Source organism: Paraburkholderia sp. 22098 (assembly GCF_052045935.1).
In the GTDB taxonomy this organism is placed as follows: domain Bacteria; phylum Pseudomonadota; class Gammaproteobacteria; order Burkholderiales; family Burkholderiaceae; genus Paraburkholderia; species Paraburkholderia caledonica.
Map to the genome: position 1 here is coordinate 724,609 of NZ_JBQEPV010000001.1, position 24,250 is coordinate 748,858.

Below are 24,250 nucleotides of genomic sequence, written 5' to 3' on the forward strand. Positions count from 1 at the left end.
TCAGGCTCCTTGGGCAAACAGCGCGTCCAGCATCTCGATACTCGGTTCAAAATTCGCGCACTCACGGAAGCCTTGCTGCAGGAAGGCTTCCATCCGCGGATAAAGCGCGATGGCGCGGTCGAGCAACGCGTCGCGTCCGCTCGAATAAGCACCAACGTTGATCAGATCGCGGTTGCGCTGATAGCGCGACAGCATCTGCTTGAACATACGCGTTTTGTCCAGATGGTTATCGTCGATCAGCGCGGTCATTGCCCGGCTAATCGACGCTTCGATGTCGATGGCCGGATAGTGACCGGCTTCCGCGAGCGAGCGCGACAGCACGATGTGGCCGTCGAGAATGGCTCGCGCCGAGTCCGCAATCGGGTCCTGCTGGTCGTCGCCTTCGGTCAGCACGGTGTAGAACGCGGTAATCGAGCCGCCGCCCGCCGGGCCGTTGCCGGTTCGTTCGACGAGCGCCGGCAGCTTCGCGAACACAGAAGGCGGGTAGCCCTTGGTCGCGGGCGGTTCGCCCACCGCCAGCGCGATCTCGCGCTGCGCCATCGCGTAGCGGGTCAGCGAATCCATCAGCAGCAACACGTGCTTGCCCTGATCGCGGAAATATTCGGCGAGCGATGTCGAATAGGCGGCGGCCTGCATCCGCAGAAGCGGTGAAACGTCGGCCGGGGCGGCGATCACGACCGAGCGCGCCAGGCCTTCCTCGCCAAGAATCTGCTCGATGAATTCCTTCACTTCGCGACCGCGTTCGCCGATCAGGCCGATCACGATCACTTCGGCGCTGGTGTAGCGCGCCATCGTGCCCAGCAGCACCGATTTACCGACGCCCGAGCCTGCGAACAGTCCCATGCGCTGGCCGCGTCCCACGGTCAGAAGCGCGTTGATCGCGCGCACGCCGACGTCGAGCACCTTATGGATCGGCTCCCGGTTCAGCGGATTGATGACCGGCGCGGACAGCGGCGCATCGGCATGCGCGCCGAGCGGGCCGAGGCCGTCGAGCGGGCGGCCGGACGCATCGAGCACGCGGCCGAGAAGTTCCCAGCCGACCGGCAGACGCTTCGCGCCCGCCATCGGATCGGCGATCGGCGCGCTTTCGAGCGGATAGACGCGCGCGCCGGGCAGCAGGCCAATCACTTCGGTGGTGGGCATCAGGAACAGCTTGTCGCCGGAGAAGCCGACAACTTCCGCTTCAGCCATCGGCAGCGAACTGCCCGACGGCAGTTCGATCATTACTTCGGCGCCTACCGAAAGGCGCAATCCAACCGCTTCGAGCACGAGACCGGCGGCGCGCGTCAGGCGTCCGCAAGCGCGCATCGGCTTTGCGATCGCGTTGCGCGCGCGCAGTGCGTCGAGCCGGCCGCGCCAGGCTTGCATATGCGGATTGCTGTCGAGCGCGGGATCGTACGCAGCAGGAGCCACGGCGCTTGCTGCTTTCGCGGCGGCCGGACTCGCACCGAGACCAGCGCCCGCAGCCGGCGCGGACTCGCGGCTCGCGGCCGCACCCGTCACCGGATGAGCATGACCCGGGTCAGCTGCCGTCGCGGCGGTCGAGACTGCGTCCGCGAACGGCGCGTCCGCGAGCGCCTCGGCGCCGAACGACGCCAGCGCCAGCTCGCGTTCGAGCGGCGTCAGGTCGCTTGCGCGGATTTCCTCGAGCGTCGGTTTCACCATGTACTCACTTTGCCAAGCGCCGCGGCAACGCGTTCCCAGCGTGTATCGATGCCGGCGTCCACCTCGCCGCTGCCGGCCAGCGCGCGGCAGCCGCCGCGCTCGACGGCCGGATCGGTGCGCACGGTCCAGCCGCGCGTTTGCAGTTCTTCCATCAGATACGCTTCGACCACCGGCAGATCGGCGGGACTCACGATCAACGCGGGCGCGCCGATCAGCGCCGGTTCCGCCGCGAGCACCTCGCGGGCAGCGGCGATCAGCGCGGTCGGGTCGTGCTGCACGTGCTGGCGCACCACCTGCTGCGCGATATCGAGCGCGAGCGCGACGAGCGTCTCCGAAATGGCGCCTTGCGCGCCGTCGAGCGCGGCCTTGAAGGTTTCGGCGAGCGCGGCGAGTCGCGCAGCTTCCTCGCGCGCTTCGCTTCGGCCTTGTTCAAAGCCTTGCGCGTGGCCCTGGTCGTATCCCGCCTGATAGCCGAGCGCCTGGCCCGCCACGTGGCCGGATGCGATGCCCTGCGCGTGCGCGGCTTCGCGCAGGCGCTCGAGCTCGGCCTCGAAAGCCGCTTCGTCGATCTCGGACGTGGGCGGTGCCGGCGGCACCGGATCGAATGAGGCCATCTCCCAGCGCTGGTAGGCCGAGAGGCTTTCCTTTGCCGTGGAGTTGCGATTAGACATATGCATCTTCCGCCTTGCCGCCAATCACGATCTGGCCGCTTTCTGCCAGATTGCGCACGATCTGCAGGATGCGGCGCTGTTGCGTCTCGACTTCGGAGACGCGAACCGGGCCGCGCGCGTCGAGGTCTTCGGCGAGCAGCTCGGCTGCACGCTGGGACATGTTCGACAGGAACTTCTGACGCAGTGCAGGCGCTGCGCCCTTCAGCGAGATGATCAGCGCCTCCGATTCGACTTCCTTCAGCAGCAGCTGGATCGCGCGGTCTTCCAGGTCGAGCAGGTTCTCGAACACGAACATCTGATCGACGATCTTCTGCGCGAGCTCCGCGTCGTACTGGCGGACGTTCTCGATGACGCCTTCCTCGTGGTTGCTCGACATGAAGTTGAGGATTTCCGCCGCCGTGCGAATGCCGCCCATCGGGCTGCGCTTCAGGTTGTCGCTGCCCGACAGCAGGTGTGTGAGCACGTCGTCGAGTTCGCGCAGCGCGGCCGGCTGGATACCGTCGAGCGTTGCGATTCGCAACAGCACGTCGTTACGCAGACGCTCCGTGAAGCACGCGACGATTTCCGACGCCTGATCGCGGTCGAGGTGAACGAGAATCGTCGCGATGATCTGCGGGTGCTCGTTCTTGATCAGTTCCGCGACGGCCGGCGAGTCCATCCACTTCAGGCCTTCGATACCGCTGGTGTCGCTGCCTTGCAGGATCCGGTCGATGATCGCGCCGGCCTTGTCGTCGCCGAGCGCCTTTGTCAGCACCGAACGGATGTACTCGTTCGAGTCCAGCGACATGCCGGTGTGCTTTTCCGCCTCGCGCACGAACTCGTGCAGCACCACGTCGATCTCGTCGCGCGTCACGGCCTTCATCGCGGCCATGGCGACGCCGATCTTCTGAACTTCACGCGGTCCAAGGAACTTGAACACTTGCGCGGCTTCTTCCTCGCCGATCGACATCAGCAGAAGCGCGCTCTTCATTACGCCTTCAGCGCTCATCGGTCACCCAATTTTTGACGACTGTTGCAACAATCTTCGGATCCTGGCGCGCGATGCTGCGTGCGAACTCCAGGTTCCGCTCATATTTGTGTTTCGCGTTTTCCAGCGCCAGCAGTTCGCTGTCGCCGGAGTCGATTTCGACGGTGCCGTTGGCGCGTTCGGCGGTCGGGATGCCGTCGAGCAGGATCGGCTCGTCCGGCGACGGCAGCGCCGCGGCGACGACCGGTTCCGGCGGCGGGAAGGCGCGGCGCAGCGCCGGCTTCACCATCACGAAGTAGAGGAACAGGGCGACGGCGCCAATGCCGAGATACGTCGCGATCTGCTTGTACAGAGCCAGCATGTCATGCGTGCGCCACCACGGCAGGTCCGCATTCGGGTCGACGTCGGCGGTGAACGGACTGTTGACCACGTTGACCGAGTCGCCGCGCTGCGCGTCGAAGCCCATCGCGTCCTTCACGAGCTGGTTGACCTGCGCGAGCTTGTCGGCAGTGACCGGCTGCATCGTCGCGTGACCCTTGCCGTCGACCACGCGCAGATAGTTGACCACCACGGCCACCGACAGACGCTTGATGCCGCCCATCGGCTGCTCGAGATGACGCACGGTCTTGTCGAGCTCGTAGTTCGTGGTCATGTCCTTACGATCGCTGACGGGCGTCGTCGTCACGCCGCCGCTCGCGCCATTGGGCGCATTGATCGGCGCGGAGGCGGGCTGCGGCGGCTGATTCGACAGCGCGCCCGGCACGCCCGACGCGCCGCCTTGCGACATTTCCGTCGCGGTGCTCGATTGCTGGCTGCGAATCGCCGCCTGTTGCGGGTTGCCGTTCGGGCCGTAGTTCTCAGAAGTTTGTTCGGTGCGCGAGAAGTCGATGTCGGCGCTCACTTGCGAATGCGCATTGCCGGCGCCGAAGAGCGGCGCAAGAATCGCGTCGATGCGCTGCTGCGTGTTGCGCTCGATCTGCTGGCGATACTTCAGTTGCGACGCGTCGAGCCCACCGCCAACCGACGGTTGCGTCAACAGGTTGCCGTCCTGGTCGAGAATGGTCACGCCCTTGACCGGCATTTCCGGCACCGCGGACGACACCATGTGCGTGATCGCGAGCACCTGACCTTCGTCGAGCGCGCGGCCCGGGTAGAGATTGACGAGCACCGACGCCGACGGCGCTTCCTTGTCGCGTACGAACACGGAAGGCTTCGGAATCGCCAGATGGACGCGGGCCGACTTGACCGACGAAACCGATTCGATCGTGCGTTCCAGCTCGCCTTCCAGCGCGCGCTGATAGTTGATCTGCTCGGCGAACTGGCTGATGCCGAACTTCTGGTTGTCCATCAGTTCGAAGCCGACCGAGCCGCTCTTCGGCAGGCCTTGCGATGCGAGGCGCAACCGCATCTCGTGCACCTGTTCGGCCGGCACGAGGATCGCACCGCCCGACTCGGAAAACTTGTACGGAATGTTGGCCTGCTGCAGCGCGGTGATGATCGCGCCGCCGTCGCGGTCGGACAAGTTGCTGTAAAGCACCTTGTAGTCCGGGGCGCGCGACCACAGAAACAGGGCCGCCACCACGGCGACAAGCAGCGCCACCGCGAAAATCAACGGGGCGCGCGGGTTGCCGCGCATTTGCGCGAGGCCTGACAGGCGCTGGCCGAAATTGCCGCCGAGGCCGCCACCGAGGCCGCCCAGGTCTGCGTTACCGCCGGGCTGACCGGCGCCCGCCGCTGCCGCGCCGGGCTGTGCGCCGGCGAGGCCCATGCGGGCGTCGGGGTTGATCAAAGAGTTGGCTGACGAATCCATGCGTCGGGTTTCTCCGGGAAGCCTTTTGCGTTCTGCCGCTCAACCGCACCGAGGCTCGGCGGGAGTATGGACAGATACTTTCACGACTGAAATTATCCGCACGGCAGGCGCGCCCGATTGCTTGAATAGAGCCGGGTTTCCCCCCTAGTTTCGGGGCTTTCCAGGAGAGCCCGCTGCTATGCTTTCGTCCAGATCGGTACGGTTTGGTCGTGCCGCTCGTCATTCCTGGAGAGAACATGACTTTGCCCGTGAACGCGCTTTCGTCGGCGCTGCAACAATTGCAGTCGATGGCGGCGCAGGCCGCCGGCGGCAGCACCGCCGCTGCCGGCGCTTCGGCCGCAGGTGAGTCCGGTGCGGCTACGGCCGGCGGTTTTGCGTCGGCACTGAAGGCTTCGTTGGACAAGATCAGCGGCGATCAGACCAAGGCGGTCGGCGAATCGCAGGCGTTCGAGCTTGGCGCGTCGAACGTTTCGCTGAACGACGTGATGGTCGACATGCAGAAGGCGAACGTCGGCTTCCAGTTCGGCCTGCAGGTCCGCAACAAGCTGGTGTCCGCCTATAACGACATCATGCAGATGCAGGTCTGATCGAGGCTGCGGCCACGGCGGCAAGAATGTTCCGCCCGCCCGGCTGCAACTGCCCGCGTGACCCACGCCGCGCCGCCCCTGGGGGCGCGCGCAACCTGCACCCCTTAATCCTCCTTACACCGGCCTAAAGCTTTCTCGCTGCGTATCCGATAACCAGATACAGGCATGAATCGGGGTGCGCTTACGCATCGCGATGGGCTGCCACGACCAACCGTAGTTGCATTTGAGGAGGAGCGCCGATGTTTTCCCCAGGACACTCTGGAGCCAATGCGTATGCACGCGTGGGCGTCGAGACAGGGGTGATGGGCGCGAGTCCGCATCGTCTGATCGTGATGTTGTATCAGGGGGCCCGGCAGGCAATCGCGCAAGCGCGGATGCATTTGCAGCAGGCCAATGTACCCGGTCGTGGAGAGGCGATCGGCAAGGCGATTCAGATCGTCGAAAGCGGGCTGCAACAGTCGCTCAACCTTGAGGTGGGCGGTGAGATTGCACAGCGGCTGAACGCGCTATATAGCTATATGTCGCGTCGGCTGCTCGAAGCCAACATAAAAGAGAGCGAGGCCATGCTGGTCGAAGTCGATGGCCTGCTGGCCACGCTCGAAGAGGCATGGATCGGGATTGCCCCGGAGATAGCGCGGATGGCTGCTCAGCCGGTCGCGGAAAGCATGAGATGACATCGAACGCAGAATACTTTGCCCGCTACGAGGCCATTGCAGCGTTGTCCTGCCGCATGCTGATGGCTGCCCGACGCGCCCTGTGGAACGATCTGGTCCACTTGCAGGATGAATACCGGCTGCTCGTCGACGCGCTGAAAGAGGCGGAGACGGGCGTCAAACTCGACGAGACGGAACGCCTGCGCAAATACGCGCTGATCCGGCAAATCCTCGCCGACGACGCCGCGATCCGCGACCTGGCCAATCCGAGCCTCGCCAAATTGTCGGCGTTGTTCGGCGGCCGGCCGTCCCGGGTGCTCAAGGAGCTGTACGGGGCGCGCTGAGGGTGGCCGCAAGGCGTCTGATTGTGTGAATTGAGCGCGTTGACGCCAATGTGATCAAGGAATCGGCATGAACGGAATCGACACGGCCGTCGCATCGCTCCTCGCGACCCGCGTCGACAGCCTGCTCAACATTGCCCCCGGCAGCGCGGCCACCGCCCAGACGGGCGCGGCCGACGTCGAGACCGCGCCGGCAACGTCGGCTCCGGCCGCTCCTGCTGCGCCGCAGCCTTCCGCGCAGACCGCGCTGTCCGCCGTCGCACTGACGCTCAACGCGATCGTCCGCTCCGGCGGCGAGGCGACGCCCGCGATCGTCGGGCAGTTACCGATCTGGCCCGCTGCTCCCGCACTCGACGTCGAGGTGGGCGCTTTGCCGCTCTTCGACGCGCCTGCTCCTTCCAATACCGCTTCCAACGCCGCGGCTTCCACGGCCACGGCCAATGTCGCCGCGGCCCAGGTGCCGGTGGCGGCGCTGGCGGCCGCGCTCGCACACACGGTCGGCGACAGCGGTCTTTTCTACGAAGCACACCTCGCGCAATGGCTGAGCGGCCAGCGCTCCCCTGAGACACTCGCGGGCGAAGCACAGAACAAGCTCGTCGCCGCCTCCGCGCAATTGCCGTTGAACTGGGCAACCGACGGGGGCGACGCGTCGTCCGCGCAAGCTGCCGCGAGGCAAGGCATGGGCGCCACGCCGCACGCCGCAGGCGGCGCGGCCGATGCCGGCAGCGCGAATGCCGCGAACCCGAATGCAGCCAACACCGCCGGCCGCCCGATGCCGTCGATCGACACTGTGCAGGCCGCGCGCTTCGTCGCCGGTGAAGTGCTGGCAAGTTCCTTATCCGACCTGAACGGCCAGACGCCCCATGCGGGACTGCATAACGCTGCCTCCCCAGCGGCTGACGCCGGCTCGCAGCAGAATCCGCAGGCCGCCGCGGTCCATCCCGCGACGGTGCCGCTCGTGCGCCAGCAACTGGATCTGCTCGCAACCGGCCAGTTCCGCTGGACCGGCGAAGCATGGCCCGGCGCGAAGCTCGACTGGACCATCGAACAGGAAGGCGACGAGTGGGACCGCAGCGGCGGCGGCGCGGATAGCGAGGACGATCAGCCGTGGCGGACGCGCCTTACGCTGTCGCTGCCGACGCTCGGCACCGTCGACGCCGAATTGACGCTGACCGGCATGCGCCTCGTCGCGCGCGTGCAGGCGAGCCCCGGCGGCGCGGCGCGTCTCGCGATGCAGGGCGAAAGTTTTCGCCAGCGGCTCGCGGCGGCGGGCATCCAGCTGAACGGGTTGACGATTCGCGAGATCGGCGGCGGCGCGCCCGCCACCGGCGCGGCGGCAGCGGGCGCCGCGGCTGCGGCTCAGGCAGCGGCGTCCGCGTATGCGCGCTCGGCCTCGGCGGCGAATCGGACGGACGCCGCCGCGTCTGCTGCGTCTGCCGCATCGGGGGCGCCGGGAAGTGCTGCCGCCGGAAAGAGCCGCCGCGCACCGCACGCGTCGAACGCCTCTACCGCGCCGCTCGACGATTTCGACTGGGACATGTGATGAGCCGCAAACATCGCCGCAGCGCGGCTGCGCTTGTCTACGACGCACAAGGCGGCGATCCGGCGCCACGCGTGATCGCCAAGGGCTACGGCATGCTCGCCGAGATGATCGTGCAGCGCGCGAAGGAAGCCGGGCTTTATGTGCACGAAGCGCCCGAAATGGTCTCACTGCTGATGCAGGTGGACCTCGACGCGCGCATTCCGCCGCAGCTCTATCAGGCGGTGGCGGAACTGCTGGCGTGGCTGCATCGGCTGGAAAGCGAGCCGGCGCAGCCCGCGCCGGGCGGCGGCCGCACCGGCGCGGACGATGTCACTGACGTGGTCGCGGTCGATATCGAGGGTGCAACAGGCACGCGCTAGGCACCGTCCGGCGAAGCCACGCAGTTGGCGTCGCTCAAAACCGCATCATCAGCTTCAGCATCGCGTTGACGCGCCTGCCGTACGGCGGCGCAATCCATGCACGCGCGTTCAGTCGCGCTTGCGTCAGTACGGGCTTCATCTTCGAGAAAGTCACGAAGCCTTCGTAGCCGTGATACGCGCCCATTCCACTTGCTCCGACACCGCCGAACGGCAGGCTTTCGCACGCCAGATGCATCAGCGTTTCGTTGACCGCCATACCGCCCGCAATGGTTTCGTGCGTGACCCGTTCGATGGTGGCTGCGTCGTCCGCATATAGGTAAAGCGCGAGCGGGCGTGGCCGGGCGTTGATCCACGCGATCGCATCGTCGAGCGTGTCGTACGGCACGACAGGTAGCAGCGGGCCGAAGATTTCCTCCTGCATCAGTTCGCAGTCCTGCGGCGCGTGAGTGACAGCGATAGGCGGAAAGCGGCGGCTCGCGGCGTCGGGCGCGCCGTCGGTCAGCGGATGCAGTTGCGCGCCGGCGGCCTGCGCTTCGTCGGCGAGACGCTGAAGGCGCGCGAAGTGGCGCGCCGAAATGATCGACGTGTAGTCCGGGTTGTGCGCGAAGCCGGGATACATCTTCGCCATCCGCTTGCGCGCCCGCTCGACGAACGCCTGTTCCTTGCCGCGCGGCACCAGCACGTAATCCGGCGCGATACAGGTTTGCCCGGCATTGAGCGTCTTGCCGGCGACGAGGTTGTCTACGGCATTGTCGAACCGCGCATGCTCGCCGATGATCGCCGGCGACTTGCCGCCGAGTTCCAGCGTAACCGGCGTCAAATGTTCGGCGGCGGCGCGCATCACTTCGTGACCGATTTTCGTCGAGCCGGTGAAAAGAAGATGATCGAAGGGCTGCGCGCTGAATGCGGCGGCGAGCGCGGCGTCGCCGTTCACTACAGCAACGTGATCGCGGGCAAACGTCTGGCCGATCAACTGCTCGAACAATGCCGACGTGCGCGGCGTCAATTCGGACATCTTGACGATCGCGCGATTGCCGGCGGTCAGCGCGCTGATGAGCGGTCCAGCGGCGAGCAGCACCGGATAATTCCACGGCACGATAATGCCGACCACGCCGAGCGGCTGCGGCACCACCTTCGCGCGGGCCGGGAGTAACCACTTGTTGGTGCTGCGGCGCTGCGGCTTCATCCACCGCTTGCCGTACCGCAGCGCGGCGTCGATTTCCTCCTTTACCAACAGAAATTCCGCGAGCAACACTTCCTGTTTCGCGCGATTGCCGAAGTCGGCATTCATCGCATCGGCGAGCGCATCGCGGTTCTCGAGCAGGACTTTGCGCAGCGCTTTGAGATGCGCCGCGCGCGTTTCCCATGACGGATACGGCGCACGCAACCAGGCGTGACGCTGATCGTGAAGCAACGCCTCCAGCGCGGCGACCTCGGGCAGATCGTTTTTCATTGTTCACCACTCCCTGATGAAAGATGTGCGGTCGCGCCGCGCCTGTCTGTGTCGTTGCCTGCCGGTTGCTGCCGGTTGCTGCGGCTTCCGGGCATCAGCCTGGAAAAGCCCGCTCGATGATGGCCGCATGATCGAACGTGGCCGGCAGCGTGCCGTAGACCCGGCCGCTTTCGCCGCAGCCGCTGCCGAGACGCGTGGCGGTGAAAGCCTCGGCGACAGCAGCGGGCGCATGCTTGATGAGCAACGTGGCCTGCGCGATCAATACGATCTGCTGCGCGATGCGCCGCGCGGACGCTTCGCGATCTTCGGCAGGACCATTGAGCGTCGCGGCGAGCTTGCCGAGCGCGGCACTCAACGCCGGATCCGCGGCGGAATCCGCTTGCCACTGTGCGAAGAGCGCTTGCGCCGCTTCAGGCTCGCGCTCCATCGCGCGCAGCACGTCGAGGCACATCACGTTGCCTGAGCCTTCCCAGATCGAGTTGACGGGCGCTTCCCGATAAAAGCGCGCCATCGGACCGGTTTCGACATAGCCGTTGCCGCCCCACACCTCCATTGCCTCGCCGGTAAATTCGAGCGTGCGCTTGCAGACCCAGTACTTTGCCGCGGGCGTCACGATGCGCCGCCACGCGCGCTCGGCGGATGCTTCCGCCGGGTTCGCGGCAGACGTTGCCGAATCTGCATCCGCGGATTGCTCGAACGCGTGGGCGAGCCGCATGAACAGCACGGTCGCCGCTTCTGATTCCAGGCTGAGGTCGGCGAGCACGTTGCGCATCAACGGCTGATCGACGAGGTTGCGGCCAAATGCACTGCGATGGCGCGAATGGTGAATGGCCTGCACGAGCGCCGCGCGCATCAGCGCTGCGCTGCCGATCACGCAATCGAGCCGCGTGTAATTCGCCATTTCGATGATGGTCGGCACGCCGCGTCCTTCGTCGCCGATCATGATGCCGAACGCATCGAGGAATTCGACTTCGCTGCTGGCGTTCGAGCGGTTGCCGAGCTTGTCTTTCAGACGCTGGATCTGCACCGCGTTCTTGCTGCCGTCGGGTGCGAAGCGCGGCACGAAGAAGCACGAAAGACCGGCGTGATCGTGCGTGCGCGCGAGTACGAGATGTGCGTCGCATTGCGGCGCGGAGAAGAACCACTTGTGGCCCACGAGTTCGTAGGCGCCGCCGCGGCCACCGGCGGCGATCGCACGCGCTTGCGTCTGATTACTGCGCACGTCCGAGCCGCCTTGCTTTTCGGTCATGCCCATACCGATCATCGCGGAGATTTTTTGCGTGAGCGGCAAGTCGCGTGGATCGTGCTCGCGTGCGTAGAGCTTCTCGCGAAGGGTCTCGAACAATTGCGGTTCGCGCTGCAATACCGGAATGCTGGCGAACGTCATGGTCAACGGGCAAAGAGACCCTGATTCGATCTGCGCATGCAGAAAATATCCTGCACAGCGCGCGACCATCGCGCCGGGCTGCGGATCGGAAAAAGGCAACGCGTGCAACCCCTCGCGACGCAGCAGCGATAGTAGTTCATGCCACGCGGGATGAAACTCGAGCGCGTCGATGCGCTCGCCCCGCGGGCTGTGCGTGGAAAGCTCGGGCGTGTGCCGGTTGGCAAGTTCGGCGAGCGCGAGCGTCTCGGGCGTGGTGAGTGCCGCGCCGTGCCGCAGCAAGGTATCGCGATGCCACGCGGCGCCGTCGCGTTCGAGCGCGGCCGAGAGTGCAGCGTCGCTTGAAAACAGGTTGTAGTCCGCGAGCGGCGGGACCTGGTTGGTGACCTCGTGGGTCTGGCCGAAGCTATGGCGTTGCATCTGCTGTCTCCGTTCGCCGTGAGTTCGACGGCGGTTTGCCCGTGTGCGGGTCATCGCGCGGTGGGTGGCCTTTGCGTCGCTCGTGCGCGTTCCGCTAAAAGGTCGTCCACGGCTCATTGATGACCCATCGGCGGCTCCCTCGTGGCACGTTTTTGATCTCGTTCGTCGCGGTCGGTCGCCGCCTTCGCGGACGTGTCGGCGGCACAAATCGGCGCTGCGACGTTTGACCGCTGCGTGTCTGCCGCGCGGGAAAAGCGCGACGTCCGCGAACGTTGTTTGAATGCTCCGCGCGCCCGTCCGGCGGGCGCGTGTGGGACTTCCATCATAGGGTCGCTGCGCCGCCTGTGTTTAGAGTAATCGCTCTGACGCGAAGCCGCCGCGGTCACACAACGCTCCCTACAATGCCGGTGAAACACACGTAGACAAGTGTGCACGAGACAGGGTCCGCGAGCAACGTGGGCGATCAGGAGGAGCGATGGAATACGACTACATCATCGTAGGCGCCGGCTCGGGCGGTTGCGCGCTCGCAAGCCGTCTTGCGGACGACTGTCCCGACGCGACGATTGCGCTCGTCGAAGCGGGGCCGCACACGAACCGCAACCTGCTGGTCAATATGCCGGTTGGCGTGGCGGCCGTCGTGCCGAACAAGCTCAAAACGAACTACGGCTATCTGACCACGCCGCAGCCGGGTCTCGCCGGACGCCAGGGCTATCAGCCGCGCGGGCGTGGCTTGGGCGGATCGAGTGCGATCAACGCGATGATCTACACGCGCGGTCATCCGCTCGATTACGACGAATGGGCGGAGTTGGGCTGCGACGGCTGGTCCTGGCACGACGTGCTGCCGTATTTCCGCCGGGCCGAGGGCAACGAACGCGGCGCCGACGCGTGGCACGGTGACAGCGGCCCGCTCACCGTGTCGGATCTGCGCTACCGCAATCCGTTTTCCAGGCGGTTCGTACAGGCCGCGATGGAAGCCGGCTACAAACCGAACGACGATTTCAACGGCCCGGACCAGGAAGGAATCGGCTTCTATCAGGTCACGCAGCGCGACGGGCGCCGTTGCAGCGTGGCGCGCGCGTATGTCTACGACCGCGAGCGTGCCAATCTGCATGCCATCGCGGATGCCACGGCGCTGCGCATCGTGTTCGAGCAGAAGCGCGCCTGCGGCGTCGAAGTCGTGCGCGGCGGTCGCCGGGAAACGCTCAAAGCGCGCGCGGAAGTCGTCGTCGCGGCAGGCGCCTTCAATTCGCCGCAACTGTTGATGTGCTCCGGCGTCGGGCCGGCCGCACATCTTCAGGCGCATGGCATCGAGGTGTTGCACGATGCGCCGGAAGTCGGGCAGAACCTGATCGATCACGTCGACTTCACCATCAACAAGCGCGTGTCGTCGATCGAGCCGACGGGCTTTTCGGTGCGCGGCATCGCGCGAATGGTGCCGCAGTTCGTCACCTTTTGCCGGCATGGACGCGGCATGCTGTCGAGCAACGTCGCGGAGGCGGGCGGTTTTCTCAAGAGCAAGCCGACGCTCGAACGGCCCGACCTGCAACTGCATTTCTGCGCGGCGCTCGTCGACGATCACAACCGTCATATGCATTGGGGGCACGGCTATTCGCTGCATGTATGCGTGCTGCGGCCATTCAGCCGGGGCACCGTGACGCTCGCAAGCGCGGATGCGCGCACGGCTCCCGTGATCGATCCGCGTTTTTTCAGCGATTCACGCGATCTCGATCTGCTTGTGGAAGGCGTGCAGATGGCGCGGCGCATACTCGATGCGCCATCGCTCGCGCTGCACGGCGGTCGCGAACTTTACACGCGGCCGGGCCAGACCGACTCGCAATTGCGCGAGGCCATCGCACGCCATGCGGACACGATCTATCACCCGGTCGCCACCTGCCGGATGGGCGGCGACGCGGGCTCCGTGGTCGATCCGCAACTGCGCGTGCGAGGCGTCACCGGGCTGCGAATCGTCGATGCATCGGTGATGCCGACGCTGATCGGCGGCAATACGAATGCGCCCACGGTAATGATCGGCGAACGCGCGGCGGACTTGATCGCGGCAAGCCGTCGACAGCCGCAGACGGCGACAGTTCAGGCCGCCGCCGTGGCGCCCGCGGGCAACGCGGTATGAAACCGACTCCGTGGGCTTTCTCGCTCAAGTCGAATAAACAGCATCTCGATGTCAAATAGGAGATAAGTCGGCCAAACGTCGTCTAAATCGTCATAAATTGTGCCATTCCGTTTATGAGATTTCCCGCTGCCTATAATCGCCGCGCAAAAACGGGCGCGTCAGGTGGCGAGTCCGGAAACTCAAGGAAGCGAAGGCATGAGCATCAACTTGATTCACGCGATTCAGTCGGCGTTGACAGACGAGGTAGTCGGGCAGCTTGGAGCGCGCATCGGCTTGCCTCCTGAGGCGGCGCGCTCGGTGATGAGCACGGCCGCGCCCGCGCTGCTCGCCGGTCTGATGCAGAGGGCTGCGACGCTCGAAGGCGCACGCTCCCTGTTCGCCACCGTTGTCTCGCCCGACGTGAACGCGAGAATCGCCGAGCAGTTGCCGCATCTGACGGGGAGTACGGGCGGCGTCAGTGAACTTGAAAGCGCGGGGCGCGGTTTGCTCGAACGTTCGCTCGACCGCCGTGCCGAGTCGCTCAGCGACGAAGTCGCCGCACAAACCGGCGTGCCGGCGCACGCGACGCATGCCATTACGGGTATCGTCGGTGCAACCATGCTCGGCGTGCTGAAACAGCACTTGCTCAAAAGCCAGGGCAATGTGAGTCAGTTGCCTGCGCTGTTGGGCCATCAGATGCCGCTCATCGCACCGTATCTGAACGATCGTCTGCTTGCCGCGCTCGGCTTGGGCAGCGTCGGCGCTTTCGCCGGCAGCGTGCTCGCTCAACTCAAGGCCGTGTCGGCGCATATCGAGCAGCCCACGCCAGCGGCAAAGCCCGCGCCGGAAGTCACTGCCGCGGTCCAGGTACCGGCGGACGCGGTGGTCGGCGAACAACGCCGCTCGCACTCGTGGCTGTGGTGGCCGTTGCTGGCGATCATTGCCGCCGCAATGGCGCTCGTCTATATGTTTCCGGGCGGCTTCCCGCGCGGACAGTGGAGCGGTGGGTCGGCGGTTTCGGGCGCGGACCGGTCTGCCGACGCGCAAACGGCTTCCGCGCCGGTTGCGGCGTCAGGTGGGCTTGCTGCGGTGGCGGCGTCTAGCGATTCCGCAGCGTCTAATGCAGCAGGTGCGGTTGACGCGTTCGGTGCCGCGAGTTCTACGGCCGGGGTTTCTGCCTCGGCTGCGGGTGCGGGTTCAGCCTCATTGAGCGGCGCAAGTGCCACGAATACAGCAAGCGCCGCCAGCGCAACTAGCGCCGCGCGTCAGCCGGCCGTGGCCGTACCGCCGACGAAAGACAGCCAGCTTGCTTTCGCGGTCGGCGAAAGCGGCAAGCCAACGCTCACGGCGACGGTCGGCAGTGAAGCAGAAAAAACCCAGCTCGTGGACGAACTGACGAAGCGCCTCGGCCAGTACAACTACGCCGCAAACATCGCCGTCGATCCGGCAACGAAGCCCGCTGGCTGGCTCCCGCGCCTCGACGGCCTGATGCCGCTGATGAGCGTGCCGGGTGCGGAACTGAGACTGGACGGCACGCACGTCGAACTGAGCGGCGCGGCCGCCAACGCAAAGCTCGGCTGGCTGAATACGCTGAAATCGCTGTTCGGTGCTCCCTATGAGATCGGCACGTTCGACGCAGACAACGCGATCCAGCAGGCAGCGGCGAACTTTCGCAGTGCAATCAAGGCACTGCTCGCACCCGGTGCTACGTGCGCCGCAGCCGATGTGGCCAAGGTGCTGAACCTGCAAGTGATCAACTTCACGAGCGCGAGCGCGCATGTGCCCACGTCGGCAGCGGAAGACCTGAACCAGTCCGCGCGCGTGCTGAACGCGTGCGCGCGCAACGGCCGGGCGGCGAAGCTCGAAGTAGCGGGATACTCGGACAACGTGGGCGGCGAACAGGCCAATCTGCAACTGTCGAAGCAGCGCGCCGAGGCGGTTCGCACGTACCTCGTCAAAACCGGCGCTCCGGCAGATTCGCTGAGTGCTCAAGGCTACGGCCAGGCGCATCCGATTCAGTCCAACGACACCGCCAGCGGACGCTTTGCCAACCGCCGGATCGAGTTCGTTGCACAGTAATGAGTTAGACGCTGCTTGCAGATGCGTGAGCGACACGCCCCCCGTGACGCGCCGGGCGGCGCGTTGTCATCCGGAACGCGGAGTTTGAAGCGGCGCGGCAATGCCTGTCAGGCCGAGCATCAGATCGTCGCCGGCCCGGCCGGGTAGCGTCTCGCGCGCCACGTCGAGCCACGCGCGCGCGGCATGCGACAGATACCCATTGCGGCGCCAGCCAATCGCCATTTCCCAGGGAATTTCCGGCTCGGCGACCGGCCGGCAAGTGAACTGAGCGGCATCCAGTCGCCGGCAATAGGGCGCTGGCAGCAACGCAATGCCGACGCCGGCCAGCACGAGCGCCGCCATGAAATCCCAATGTCCGCTACGTCCGACAATAGTCGGCGCGAATCCCGCGCTGCGGCAGGCGCCGAGCACCACGTCGTTGAGCGCGAGGCTTTCGCCGTAGAACACGAACGGTTCGTCCGCGAGTTGGGCGAGCGGCACTACGCGAAGCTCGTCCCATCGCGAGCCGGCGCGTGCGACGAGCCAGAGCAACTGGCGCGTGATCGGCAGCACGTCGATATTGTCGGGGTCCACCGGCTGGAGAACGCCCCCGAGTTCCAGCTCTCCGTTGATCAGCGCGGTTTCGATCGCGCGGGAGCCTTGCTCGAAAAGCTTCAGTTCGATCTTCGGGTAGCGCTGGCGGAACGTGGCGATAGCCGGCGTGAAGAGCGAACCGCCCATCGGCGGAATACCAATGGTGAGTTCGCCGTGACCGAGCGTGCCGAGGTCGTTAAGTTCGGCCTGCAGCTGCGCGTGCGCAGCGAGCACTTCCTGGCCGCGCTGATAAACGATGCGGCCGGCGTCGGTGAGCACCATCTGCCGGCCGTCGCGCAGCAGTAGCGGGGAGCCGATCTCGTCTTCGAGCGATTTCACCATCTTGCTGATGGTCGGTTGGGTGACGAACATCTGCTCGGCGGCGACGGTGAAGCTCTGCTGACGAACGACTTCGACGAAATAGCGCAGCGCACGCAGTTCCACGATCGGCTCCGGATTCCATATTGGAATGAATCCGGACATTGTAAGTCATCAAATTTATAGCGGCGAGGTCAATGAAGCAGGCTGGCAGACGGCGCGCCTGCAGCCCTCGATTTCAAGACGGGCCATCCGGCGCCCGCGCTACTATCGCCGGTTTTGCCGCTCCCGCCGCCCGCCACAGCTTCTGCCCATGACACGCGCTCAACCGATTTCCGTCGTTATTCCTTGCTACAACGGCGCCTTGACGCTTGCCCGGGCTCTCGAAAGCTGCCGGCTGCAGCCGGAGGCGGCGCAGATCATCGTCGTGGACGACGCCTCCACCGACTCGTCCGCCGACCTCGTCCTTCGGTACGCGCGGACCGACCCGCGCGTCGCGCTGCTGCGTATGCCCTGCAACGGCGGCGCAGCGCAGGCGCGAAATTGGGGTGCGCTGCATGCGTCGCACGATCTGCTCGCCTTTCTTGATGCCGACGACGAATACCTGCCCGGCGCGTTGGCTGCCGCAAGCGCGTTCCTCGCGGGGGACCCGAAACAGGTGTCGGTGCGCCTCGACGTCGAGTACATGGGTTTTCCTCGCGAAATCACCGGTCACCGGGACTTCGCCCAGCACGCGGCGACGCTCAGCAATACGGTGCCGAGCAGTCTCATCGTGCGTCGGGCGGCGTACGGGGCGCTCGGCGGCTTTCCTATGGATGACGCGTTTCGCCGTATCGGTGGCGAGGACGGCGCATTTTCGTGGGCGCTCCGCGAGCTTTTCGGCAATCCACGGCTCGCGGACGCGAAGCGCGTGCGCATGCATTACCACCCGGGCATCCACGCTGAGCGCTACTTCCGCATTGCGTTCGGCTGGCTGACGCCCGATCCCGCCGACGTCGCCGATGCTTTCCGCTTTTCAAGGCAGTTTCTCGACAGAGCGCGAGCGGGCATCGTCCAGTTGCACGGCGCGCAGATGACCGCCGAAGCTGGCGCGCACGCGGCAGGCGGCGCGGCCGCTCTGTAACCCAGCGCGAAACGCCGGCTGCCTGACGCCGTCGCAACAGACGACACGACCCAACGGCCCGGCAACGCCACCCGAATAGGCCCGCCCCCAAGAGCCCACCGCAAACCGATCCTCACGCCCCGAAGCCATCTCGATTTGCTACAATCGCCGTTCGTCTTCGAGGAGCGTTGCGACGGGTACCGCGAATCAGCATATATTCGCCGGCCGCCCGCCAGGCTCGAAGGCTTCAATCGGAAGGATGGATGCGCATTGCGCTTTCCTGTCCACCGCATCGAACCGCGCTCACGTCAAATTTCTAGTCACTATTTAGAAAGGAGGGCGTGATGAACGCCGCAGTTATCGATTCCCAAGCTTCCCAGGATTACATCGTTGCCGACATGTCGCTTGCCGACTGGGGCCGCAAGGAACTCACCATTGCAGAGACGGAAATGCCCGGTCTCATGCAAACGCGTGACGAATACAAGGCGCAGCAGCCGCTGAAGGGCGCGCGAATCGCAGGTTCGCTGCACATGACTATCCAGACCGGCGTGCTGATCGAAACGCTGACCGCGCTCGGCGCGGACGTGCGCTGGGCATCGTGCAATATCTTCTCGACGCAGGATCACGCCGCTGCGGCAATCGCCAAGGCCGGCACGCCGGTGTTCGCGTTCAAGGGCGAGTCACTCGACGAATACTGGGAGTTCTCGCACCGCATTTTCGAATGGCCGAACGGCGAGTTCGCGAACATGATTCTCGACGACGGTGGCGACGCGACGTTGCTGCTGATCCTCGGCTCGAAGGCCGAGAAAGACCGCTCGGTGATCGCCAAGCCGACCAACGAGGAAGAAGTCGCGCTGTACAAGTCGATCGAGCGTCATCTGGACGCCGACCCGACGTGGTACTCCACGCGTCTAGCGCATATCCAGGGCGTGACGGAAGAGACCACGACCGGCGTGCATCGTCTGTATCAGATGGAAAAAGAAGGCCGCCTGCCGTTCCCGGCGATTAACGTCAACGACTCGGTCACCAAGTCGAAGTTCGACAATCTGTATGGCTGCCGGGAGTCGCTCGTCGACGGCATCAAGCGCGCGACCGACGTGATGATCGCGGGCAAGATCGCTGTGGTGGCGGGTTACGGCGACGTGGGCAAGGGCTGCGCACAGTCGCTGCGCGGTCTCGGCGCAACCGTGTGGGTCACCGAAATCGATCCGATCTGCGCACTCCAAGCGGCGATGGAAGGCTACCGCGTGGTGACGATGGAATATGCGGCCGACAAAGCCGACATCTTCGTCACGGCAACGGGCAACTACCACGTGATCAACCACGATCACATGAAGGCGATGCGTCACAACGCGATCGTGTGCAACATCGGTCACTTCGATTCGGAAATCGACGTAGCCTCGACGCGTCAGTACCAGTGGGACAACATCAAGCCGCAAGTCGACCACATCATTTTCCCGGACGGCAAGCGCGTGATTTTGCTGGCTGAGGGCCGCCTCGTGAATCTGGGCTGCGCGACGGGCCACCCGTCGTTCGTGATGTCCAACTCGTTCACGAACCAGACGCTTGCGCAGATCGAACTGTTCACGCAAGGCAAGAAGTACGAGAACCGCGTGTACGTGCTGCCGAAGCATCTGGACGAGAAGGTTGCGCGTCTGCATCTGGCGCGCATCGGTGCGAACCTGACCGTGCTGTCGGACGCGCAGGCGGGCTACATCGGGGTCGACAAGAATGGTCCGTTCAAGCCGAACCACTACCGCTACTAAGTACGCGTTCCGGTATGCCCTTCGCGCGTAAGCCCGAGGGCAGCCTGAAAACATGATGGTGTGACGACCGGGCGGCGCTTAGGCGCCGCTTTGCTCGCCATGCCTGCCTTTTCGTTCAACGGACATCCTGCCTGCAAGGAGCTTTACATGACCGTTCTGCTGACCTGGCTGATCAACGCACTGGCGCTGCTGATCATCACCTACCTCGTTCCGTCGATTCATATCCGCAGCTTCGGCACCGCGTTGATCGTCGCGGTCGTGCTCGGACTGATCAACACGGTCCTTCGGCCGGTGCTGATTCTGTTGACGCTGCCCGTCACGATTGTCACGCTCGGACTCTTCATTCTGGTGGTCAATGCGCTGTGCTTCTGGCTGTGCGCGTCGCTGCTGAAGGGCTTCGAAGTGTCGGGTTTCTGGTCGGCGTTCTTCGGCTCGATTCTGTATAGCATCGTGTCATGGCTGCTGTCCGCGCTCATTTTCGGCAACCGCAGTCTCGGTTGACATACTGAACCATGAACCCGATCGAACTTTCATTCGAATTCTTCCCGCCGAAAACGCAGGAAGGCGTCGACAAGCTGCGCGCAACGCGTGCGCAACTCGCTTTACTCAAGCCAAAGTTCGTGTCCGTCACGTTTGGCGCAGGCGGCTCGACGCAACAAGGCACGCTCGATACCGTCGTCGATATGGCGAAGGAAGGGCTCGAGGCGGCGCCGCATCTGTCGTGCATCGGCTCGTCCAAAGAGAGCTTGCGCGCGATTCTCAACGAGTACCGCGCACATGGCATTCGCCATATCGTCGCGCTGCGTGGCGACTTGCCGTCCGGCATGGGCGAAGTCGGCGAGTTGCGTTATGCGTCTGAACTGGTGAGCTTTATCCGCGCCGAGTTCGGCGACTGGTTCTGGATCGAGGTGGCAGGCTACCCGGAATATCATCCGCAGTCGCGTTCGCCGCGTCACGATCTCGAAAACTTCGCTCGCAAGGTGAAGGCTGGCGCCAATTCGGCAATCACGCAGTACTTCTTCAACGCAGACGCGTATTTCCGCTTTGTCGATGACGCCAGGAAACTCGGCGTCGACGTGCCGATCGTGCCGGGCATCATGCCGATCACGAACTTTTCGCAGCTGATGCGCTTTTCAGAGATGTGCGGCGCCGAAGTGCCGCGCTGGATCGCGCGCCGGCTGGAGAGTTTCGGCGACGACCGCGAGTCGATTCGCGCATTCGGGCTCGACGTGGTGACGGACCTGTGCAGGCGTCTGATCAGCGCGAAGGTGCCGGGTCTGCATTTCTATACGCTCAACGGCGCTGCGGCGACCACGGCAATCTGCGAACGCCTTGGCGGTTAAACCGCTGAGTCGTCGCCGGTGCTGGCTTTTGTTGCCGATTGTTGTCCCAGGCCGCCGTGCGGATTCATGCGCGGCGGCTCTGGCGAATTGTCTCTTCCCAGCACTTTTCCCACATTTCCAATCAAAACAACTCGAAACGATTCCACAAGAATCGCCGCGATGGCCTACTCTGAAAGTCATTCGAAAGAGGTCTCGAAATATCCGCGCAGGCGCGCCGGCTGCGGCGTGGCGGATAATTTCCTCTGCTTGTGACACCGGGGAAAGCTCAGTAATATCGCGCTACGCTGGCGTCAGCCAGCCCCGAACCTGGAGGAAACATGAAGCAAAACAACCTGTTGCGCGCCGCGCGTGTTACGACGCTCGTCGCAGCTGCAGCGGCATCGATGGTGGGTGCGCAAAGCGCGCGCGCCGAGATTCCGAACAAGACACTCGTTTACTGCTCAGAAGGCAGCCCTGCGGGTTTCGATCCGGCCCAATACACCACGGGCACCGATTTCACGGCCAATACGTTCACCGTCTATAACCGCCTCGTGGAGTTCGAGCGTGGCGGCACCAAGGTCGAGCCGGGTCTCGCCGAAAAGTGGGACGTTTCCGCGGACGGCAAGACGTACACGTTCCATCTGCGTCATGGCGTGAAGTTCCAGACCACGTCGTTCTTCAAGCCGACGCGCGAATTCAACGCGGATGACGTCATCTTCACCTTCGAGCGCATGCTCGACGCGAACCAGCCGTTCCACAAGGCCTACCCGGTGCAGTTCCCGTACTTCACCGACATGGGTCTGGACAAGCTGATCACGAAGGTCGAAAAGGTCGATCCGTACACGGTCAAGTTCACGCTGAAAGAAGTCAACGCGCCGTTCATCCAGAACCTGGCCATGGAATACGCGTCGGTTCTGTCGGCTGAATATGGCGATCAGTTGCTGAAGGCCGGCAAGGCCGCCGACATCAACCAGTTCCCGGTCGGCACGGGTCCGTTCATCTTCCGCAGCTATACGAAAGACGCGACCATCCGTTTCGACGGCAACCCCGAATACTGGAAGCCGAATGCGGTCAAGATCTCGAAGCTGATCTTCTCGATCACGCCGGACGCCGGCGTGCGCGTGCAGAAACTGAAGCGCGACGAATGCCAGGTGATGAGCTATCCGCGCCCTGCCGATATCGCACCGCTGAAGGCCGAATCGAGCCTCGCGATGCCGTCGCAGCCTGGCTTCAACCTGGGCTACCTCGCGTACAACGTGACGCACAAGCCGGTCGACAAGGTCGAAGTGCGTCAGGCGCTCGACATGGCGATCAACAAGAAGGCGATCATCGACTCCGTGTACCAGGGCGCAGGCCAGGCCGCCACGAACCCGATGCCGCCGACCCAATGGTCCTATGACAAGAACCTGAAGGGCGCATCGTACGACGCGGATAAGGCCAAGGCGCTGCTCGCAAAGGCCGGTTATCCGAACGGCTTCGACATCACGCTGTGGGCGATGCCGGTGCAACGCGCATACAACCCGAACGCACGTCTGATGGCGGAAATGATCCAGGCTGACTGGGCCAAGATCGGCGTCAAGGCGAAGATCGTCACGTACGAGTGGGGCGAGTACATCAAGCGCGCCCACGCTGGTGAGGACGACACGATGCTGATCGGCTGGACGGGCGACAACGGCGATCCGGACAACTGGCTCGGCACGCTGCTTGGCTGCGACGCGGTGAACGGCAACAACTTCTCGAAGTGGTGCTACAAGCCGTTCGACGATCTGATCCAGAAGGGCCGCTCGACGTCCGACCAGGGCGCGCGCACGACGGCATATACGCAGGCGCAGCAGATCTTCGCGCAGCAACTGCCGTTCTCGCCGATCGCTCACTCGACGGTCTACCAGCCGGTCAGCAAGAAGGTGGTCGACATGCGTATCGAGCCGCTCGGCTACGCTCGCTTCGACGGCGTCAGCGTCAAGTAAGGCGCCCGATATTGAGTCAGGCAAGCCGTAAAATTCGCGCAGTACGCTTTTCGCACGGTTAGAAAACTGGTCGAAATGGTCCGGCGACCGGGGTCACAAGCCCTCGTCGCCGGTTGCGTTTTTTCTTCATCAAGACCATAGGGACGAACCATGTTCCGCTTTGTTTTGCGCCGCATCGGCATGGTGATACCGACGTTCATCGGCATCACGATCCTTGCATTCGCGCTGATTCACCTGATACCGGGCGACCCCATCGAAGTGATGATGGGCGAGCGCGGCGTCGATCCGGCGATGCATGCCGCGGCTATGCACCGGTTAGGGCTCGACGAGCCTCTGCCGATGCAATACGTCCACTACATCGGCCGCGCGCTGCACGGCGATCTCGGCACTTCCATCATTACCAACACGAGCGTCATGGGCGAATTTCTCGCCCGCTTTCCCGCGACCGTTGAACTGTCGATTTGCGCGATGCTGTTTGCGCTGATCGTCGGCTTGCCGGCAGGCGTGTTCGCGGCGCTCCGGCGCGGCACGGCGGTCGATCACGGCGTGATGGGTACCGCGCTGACCGGCTATTCGATGCCGATCTTCTGGTGGGGCTTGATCCTCATCATGGTGTTCTCGGTCAAGCTTGGCTGGACGCCGGTGTCGGGCCGCATCGCGGTTGAATACGACATTCCGCACGTGACCGGCTTCATGCTGATCGACGCGATGATGTCCACCGACGAAGGCGCGTTCAAGTCCGCACTGAGCCATCTGATTCTTCCCGCCATCGTGCTCGGAACGATCCCGCTCGCGGTCGTCGCGCGCATGACTCGTTCGTCGATGCTCGAAGTGCTGCGCGAAGACTACATCCGCACCGCGCGCGCGAAGGGTTTGTCGCCGGGGCGAGTGATCGTCGTTCATGCATTGCGCAATGCGTTGATCCCGGTGGTGACGGTGATCGGTTTGCAGGTCGGTACGCTGCTTGCGGGCGCGGTATTGACGGAGACACTCTTCTCGTGGCCGGGCATCGGCAAGTGGCTGATCGATGCGATTGGCCGCCGCGATTATCCGGTCGTGCAGGGCGGTATCCTGATGATCGCCACTCTGGTGATCTTCGTGAACCTCGTCGTCGATCTGTTGTACGGCGTGCTCAATCCGCGCATTCGCCATACGAGGTGATC

Annotated in this window: 20 protein-coding genes and 1 riboswitch; of the genes, 13 read left to right on the plus strand and 7 right to left on the minus strand. The window is 64.4% G+C overall.

What is annotated here, in order from left to right:
* From fliI to fliF, 4 genes are read right to left on the minus strand one after another with little or no spacing between them, the layout of a single operon-like run.
* Nucleotides 1-1,665: a flagellar protein export ATPase FliI gene (gene fliI, locus ACTJLB_RS03165; protein ID WP_440782455.1), complete on the minus strand. Its 1,665-nt coding sequence runs from the start codon at nt 1,663-1,665 to the stop codon at nt 1-3.
* Nucleotides 1,659-2,342 carry a flagellar assembly protein FliH gene (gene fliH, locus ACTJLB_RS03170; RefSeq protein ID WP_440782456.1) on the minus strand — a complete coding sequence of 228 codons (684 nt, stop codon included), beginning with the start codon at nt 2,340-2,342 and terminating at the stop codon, nt 1,659-1,661. Before fliH ends, fliI begins: the two co-directional genes overlap by 7 nt.
* A complete protein-coding gene (gene fliG / locus ACTJLB_RS03175) occupies nt 2,329-3,324 on the minus strand; it encodes a flagellar motor switch protein FliG (RefSeq protein ID WP_027776990.1) in 996 nt (331 codons plus the stop codon). Before fliG ends, fliH begins: the two co-directional genes overlap by 14 nt.
* Complete coding sequence (gene fliF, locus ACTJLB_RS03180) at nt 3,314-5,113, minus strand: flagellar basal-body MS-ring/collar protein FliF (protein WP_440782457.1); 1,800 nt, start codon at nt 5,111-5,113, stop codon at nt 3,314-3,316. The genes fliG and fliF overlap by 11 nt, the downstream gene beginning before the upstream one ends.
* A 236-nt stretch (nt 5,114-5,349) precedes the next feature.
* On the opposite strand from fliF, the gene fliE reads away from it, so the two are divergent.
* From fliE to ACTJLB_RS03205, 5 genes are all read left to right on the plus strand, one after another.
* Nucleotides 5,350-5,700 (plus strand): flagellar hook-basal body complex protein FliE, encoded by a 351-nt coding sequence (fliE, locus tag ACTJLB_RS03185; RefSeq protein WP_027776992.1) that lies wholly within the window; start codon nt 5,350-5,352, stop codon nt 5,698-5,700.
* Between the two features lie 239 nt (nt 5,701-5,939).
* The gene (fliS, locus tag ACTJLB_RS03190; RefSeq protein ID WP_027805060.1) at nt 5,940-6,374 is read left to right on the plus strand and encodes a flagellar export chaperone FliS; all 435 of its coding nucleotides are present in this window, start codon (nt 5,940-5,942) and stop codon (nt 6,372-6,374) included.
* Complete coding sequence (locus ACTJLB_RS03195; RefSeq protein ID WP_013589910.1) at nt 6,371-6,697, plus strand: flagellar protein FliT; 327 nt, start codon at nt 6,371-6,373, stop codon at nt 6,695-6,697. The genes fliS and ACTJLB_RS03195 overlap by 4 nt, the downstream gene beginning before the upstream one ends.
* Nucleotides 6,698-6,764: 67 nt before the next feature.
* Complete coding sequence (gene fliK / locus ACTJLB_RS03200; RefSeq protein ID WP_440782458.1) at nt 6,765-8,237, plus strand: flagellar hook-length control protein FliK; 1,473 nt, start codon at nt 6,765-6,767, stop codon at nt 8,235-8,237.
* Nucleotides 8,237-8,596, plus strand: coding sequence for an EscU/YscU/HrcU family type III secretion system export apparatus switch protein (locus ACTJLB_RS03205; RefSeq protein ID WP_440782459.1), 360 nt, complete (start codon nt 8,237-8,239; stop codon nt 8,594-8,596). Before fliK ends, ACTJLB_RS03205 begins: the two co-directional genes overlap by 1 nt.
* A gap of 34 nt (nt 8,597-8,630) precedes the next feature.
* Here ACTJLB_RS03205 and ACTJLB_RS03210 read toward each other — a convergent pair whose 3' ends face one another.
* The gene (locus ACTJLB_RS03210) at nt 8,631-10,049 is read right to left on the minus strand and encodes a coniferyl aldehyde dehydrogenase (RefSeq protein WP_440782460.1); all 1,419 of its coding nucleotides are present in this window, start codon (nt 10,047-10,049) and stop codon (nt 8,631-8,633) included.
* Nucleotides 10,050-10,143: 94 nt separating this feature from the next.
* Nucleotides 10,144-11,853, minus strand: a complete 1,710-nt coding sequence (locus ACTJLB_RS03215) for an isovaleryl-CoA dehydrogenase (protein ID WP_440782461.1) — start codon at nt 11,851-11,853, stop codon at nt 10,144-10,146.
* A gap of 475 nt (nt 11,854-12,328) precedes the next feature.
* Between ACTJLB_RS03215 and ACTJLB_RS03220 the strand changes: the two genes are divergently transcribed.
* Both ACTJLB_RS03220 and ACTJLB_RS03225 read left to right on the plus strand, forming a co-directional pair.
* Complete coding sequence (locus tag ACTJLB_RS03220) at nt 12,329-13,981, plus strand: GMC family oxidoreductase (RefSeq protein WP_440782462.1); 1,653 nt, start codon at nt 12,329-12,331, stop codon at nt 13,979-13,981.
* Between the two features lie 195 nt (nt 13,982-14,176).
* A complete protein-coding gene (locus tag ACTJLB_RS03225; protein WP_440782463.1) occupies nt 14,177-16,039 on the plus strand; it encodes an OmpA family protein in 1,863 nt (620 codons plus the stop codon).
* Between the two features lie 66 nt (nt 16,040-16,105).
* On the opposite strand, the gene ACTJLB_RS03230 is transcribed toward ACTJLB_RS03225, so the two are convergent.
* Nucleotides 16,106-17,056 carry a LysR substrate-binding domain-containing protein gene (locus ACTJLB_RS03230; protein WP_440782464.1) on the minus strand — a complete coding sequence of 317 codons (951 nt, stop codon included), beginning with the start codon at nt 17,054-17,056 and terminating at the stop codon, nt 16,106-16,108.
* A 187-nt stretch (nt 17,057-17,243) separates the two neighbouring features.
* On the opposite strand from ACTJLB_RS03230, the gene ACTJLB_RS03235 reads away from it, so the two are divergent.
* The 6 genes from ACTJLB_RS03235 to ACTJLB_RS03260 all read left to right on the plus strand — a co-directional run bounded on the left by ACTJLB_RS03235 (nt 17,244) and on the right by ACTJLB_RS03260 (nt 24,248).
* Nucleotides 17,244-18,053: a glycosyltransferase family 2 protein gene (locus ACTJLB_RS03235; protein WP_440782465.1), complete on the plus strand. Its 810-nt coding sequence runs from the start codon at nt 17,244-17,246 to the stop codon at nt 18,051-18,053.
* A gap of 153 nt (nt 18,054-18,206) precedes the next feature.
* Nucleotides 18,207-18,344, plus strand: a riboswitch (S-adenosyl-L-homocysteine riboswitch).
* A gap of 32 nt (nt 18,345-18,376) precedes the next feature.
* Nucleotides 18,377-19,798: an adenosylhomocysteinase gene (gene ahcY, locus ACTJLB_RS03240; RefSeq protein ID WP_020070781.1), complete on the plus strand. Its 1,422-nt coding sequence runs from the start codon at nt 18,377-18,379 to the stop codon at nt 19,796-19,798.
* Between the two features lie 147 nt (nt 19,799-19,945).
* Nucleotides 19,946-20,299 (plus strand): phage holin family protein, encoded by a 354-nt coding sequence (locus tag ACTJLB_RS03245; protein ID WP_006052549.1) that lies wholly within the window; start codon nt 19,946-19,948, stop codon nt 20,297-20,299.
* A gap of 11 nt (nt 20,300-20,310) precedes the next feature.
* Complete coding sequence (gene metF, locus ACTJLB_RS03250; RefSeq protein ID WP_027777004.1) at nt 20,311-21,141, plus strand: methylenetetrahydrofolate reductase [NAD(P)H]; 831 nt, start codon at nt 20,311-20,313, stop codon at nt 21,139-21,141.
* Between the two features lie 317 nt (nt 21,142-21,458).
* Complete coding sequence (locus ACTJLB_RS03255) at nt 21,459-23,087, plus strand: ABC transporter substrate-binding protein (RefSeq protein ID WP_440782466.1); 1,629 nt, start codon at nt 21,459-21,461, stop codon at nt 23,085-23,087.
* A gap of 150 nt (nt 23,088-23,237) precedes the next feature.
* Nucleotides 23,238-24,248, plus strand: a complete 1,011-nt coding sequence (locus ACTJLB_RS03260) for an ABC transporter permease subunit (protein WP_006052552.1) — start codon at nt 23,238-23,240, stop codon at nt 24,246-24,248.
* Nucleotides 24,249-24,250 lie beyond the last annotated feature (2 nt).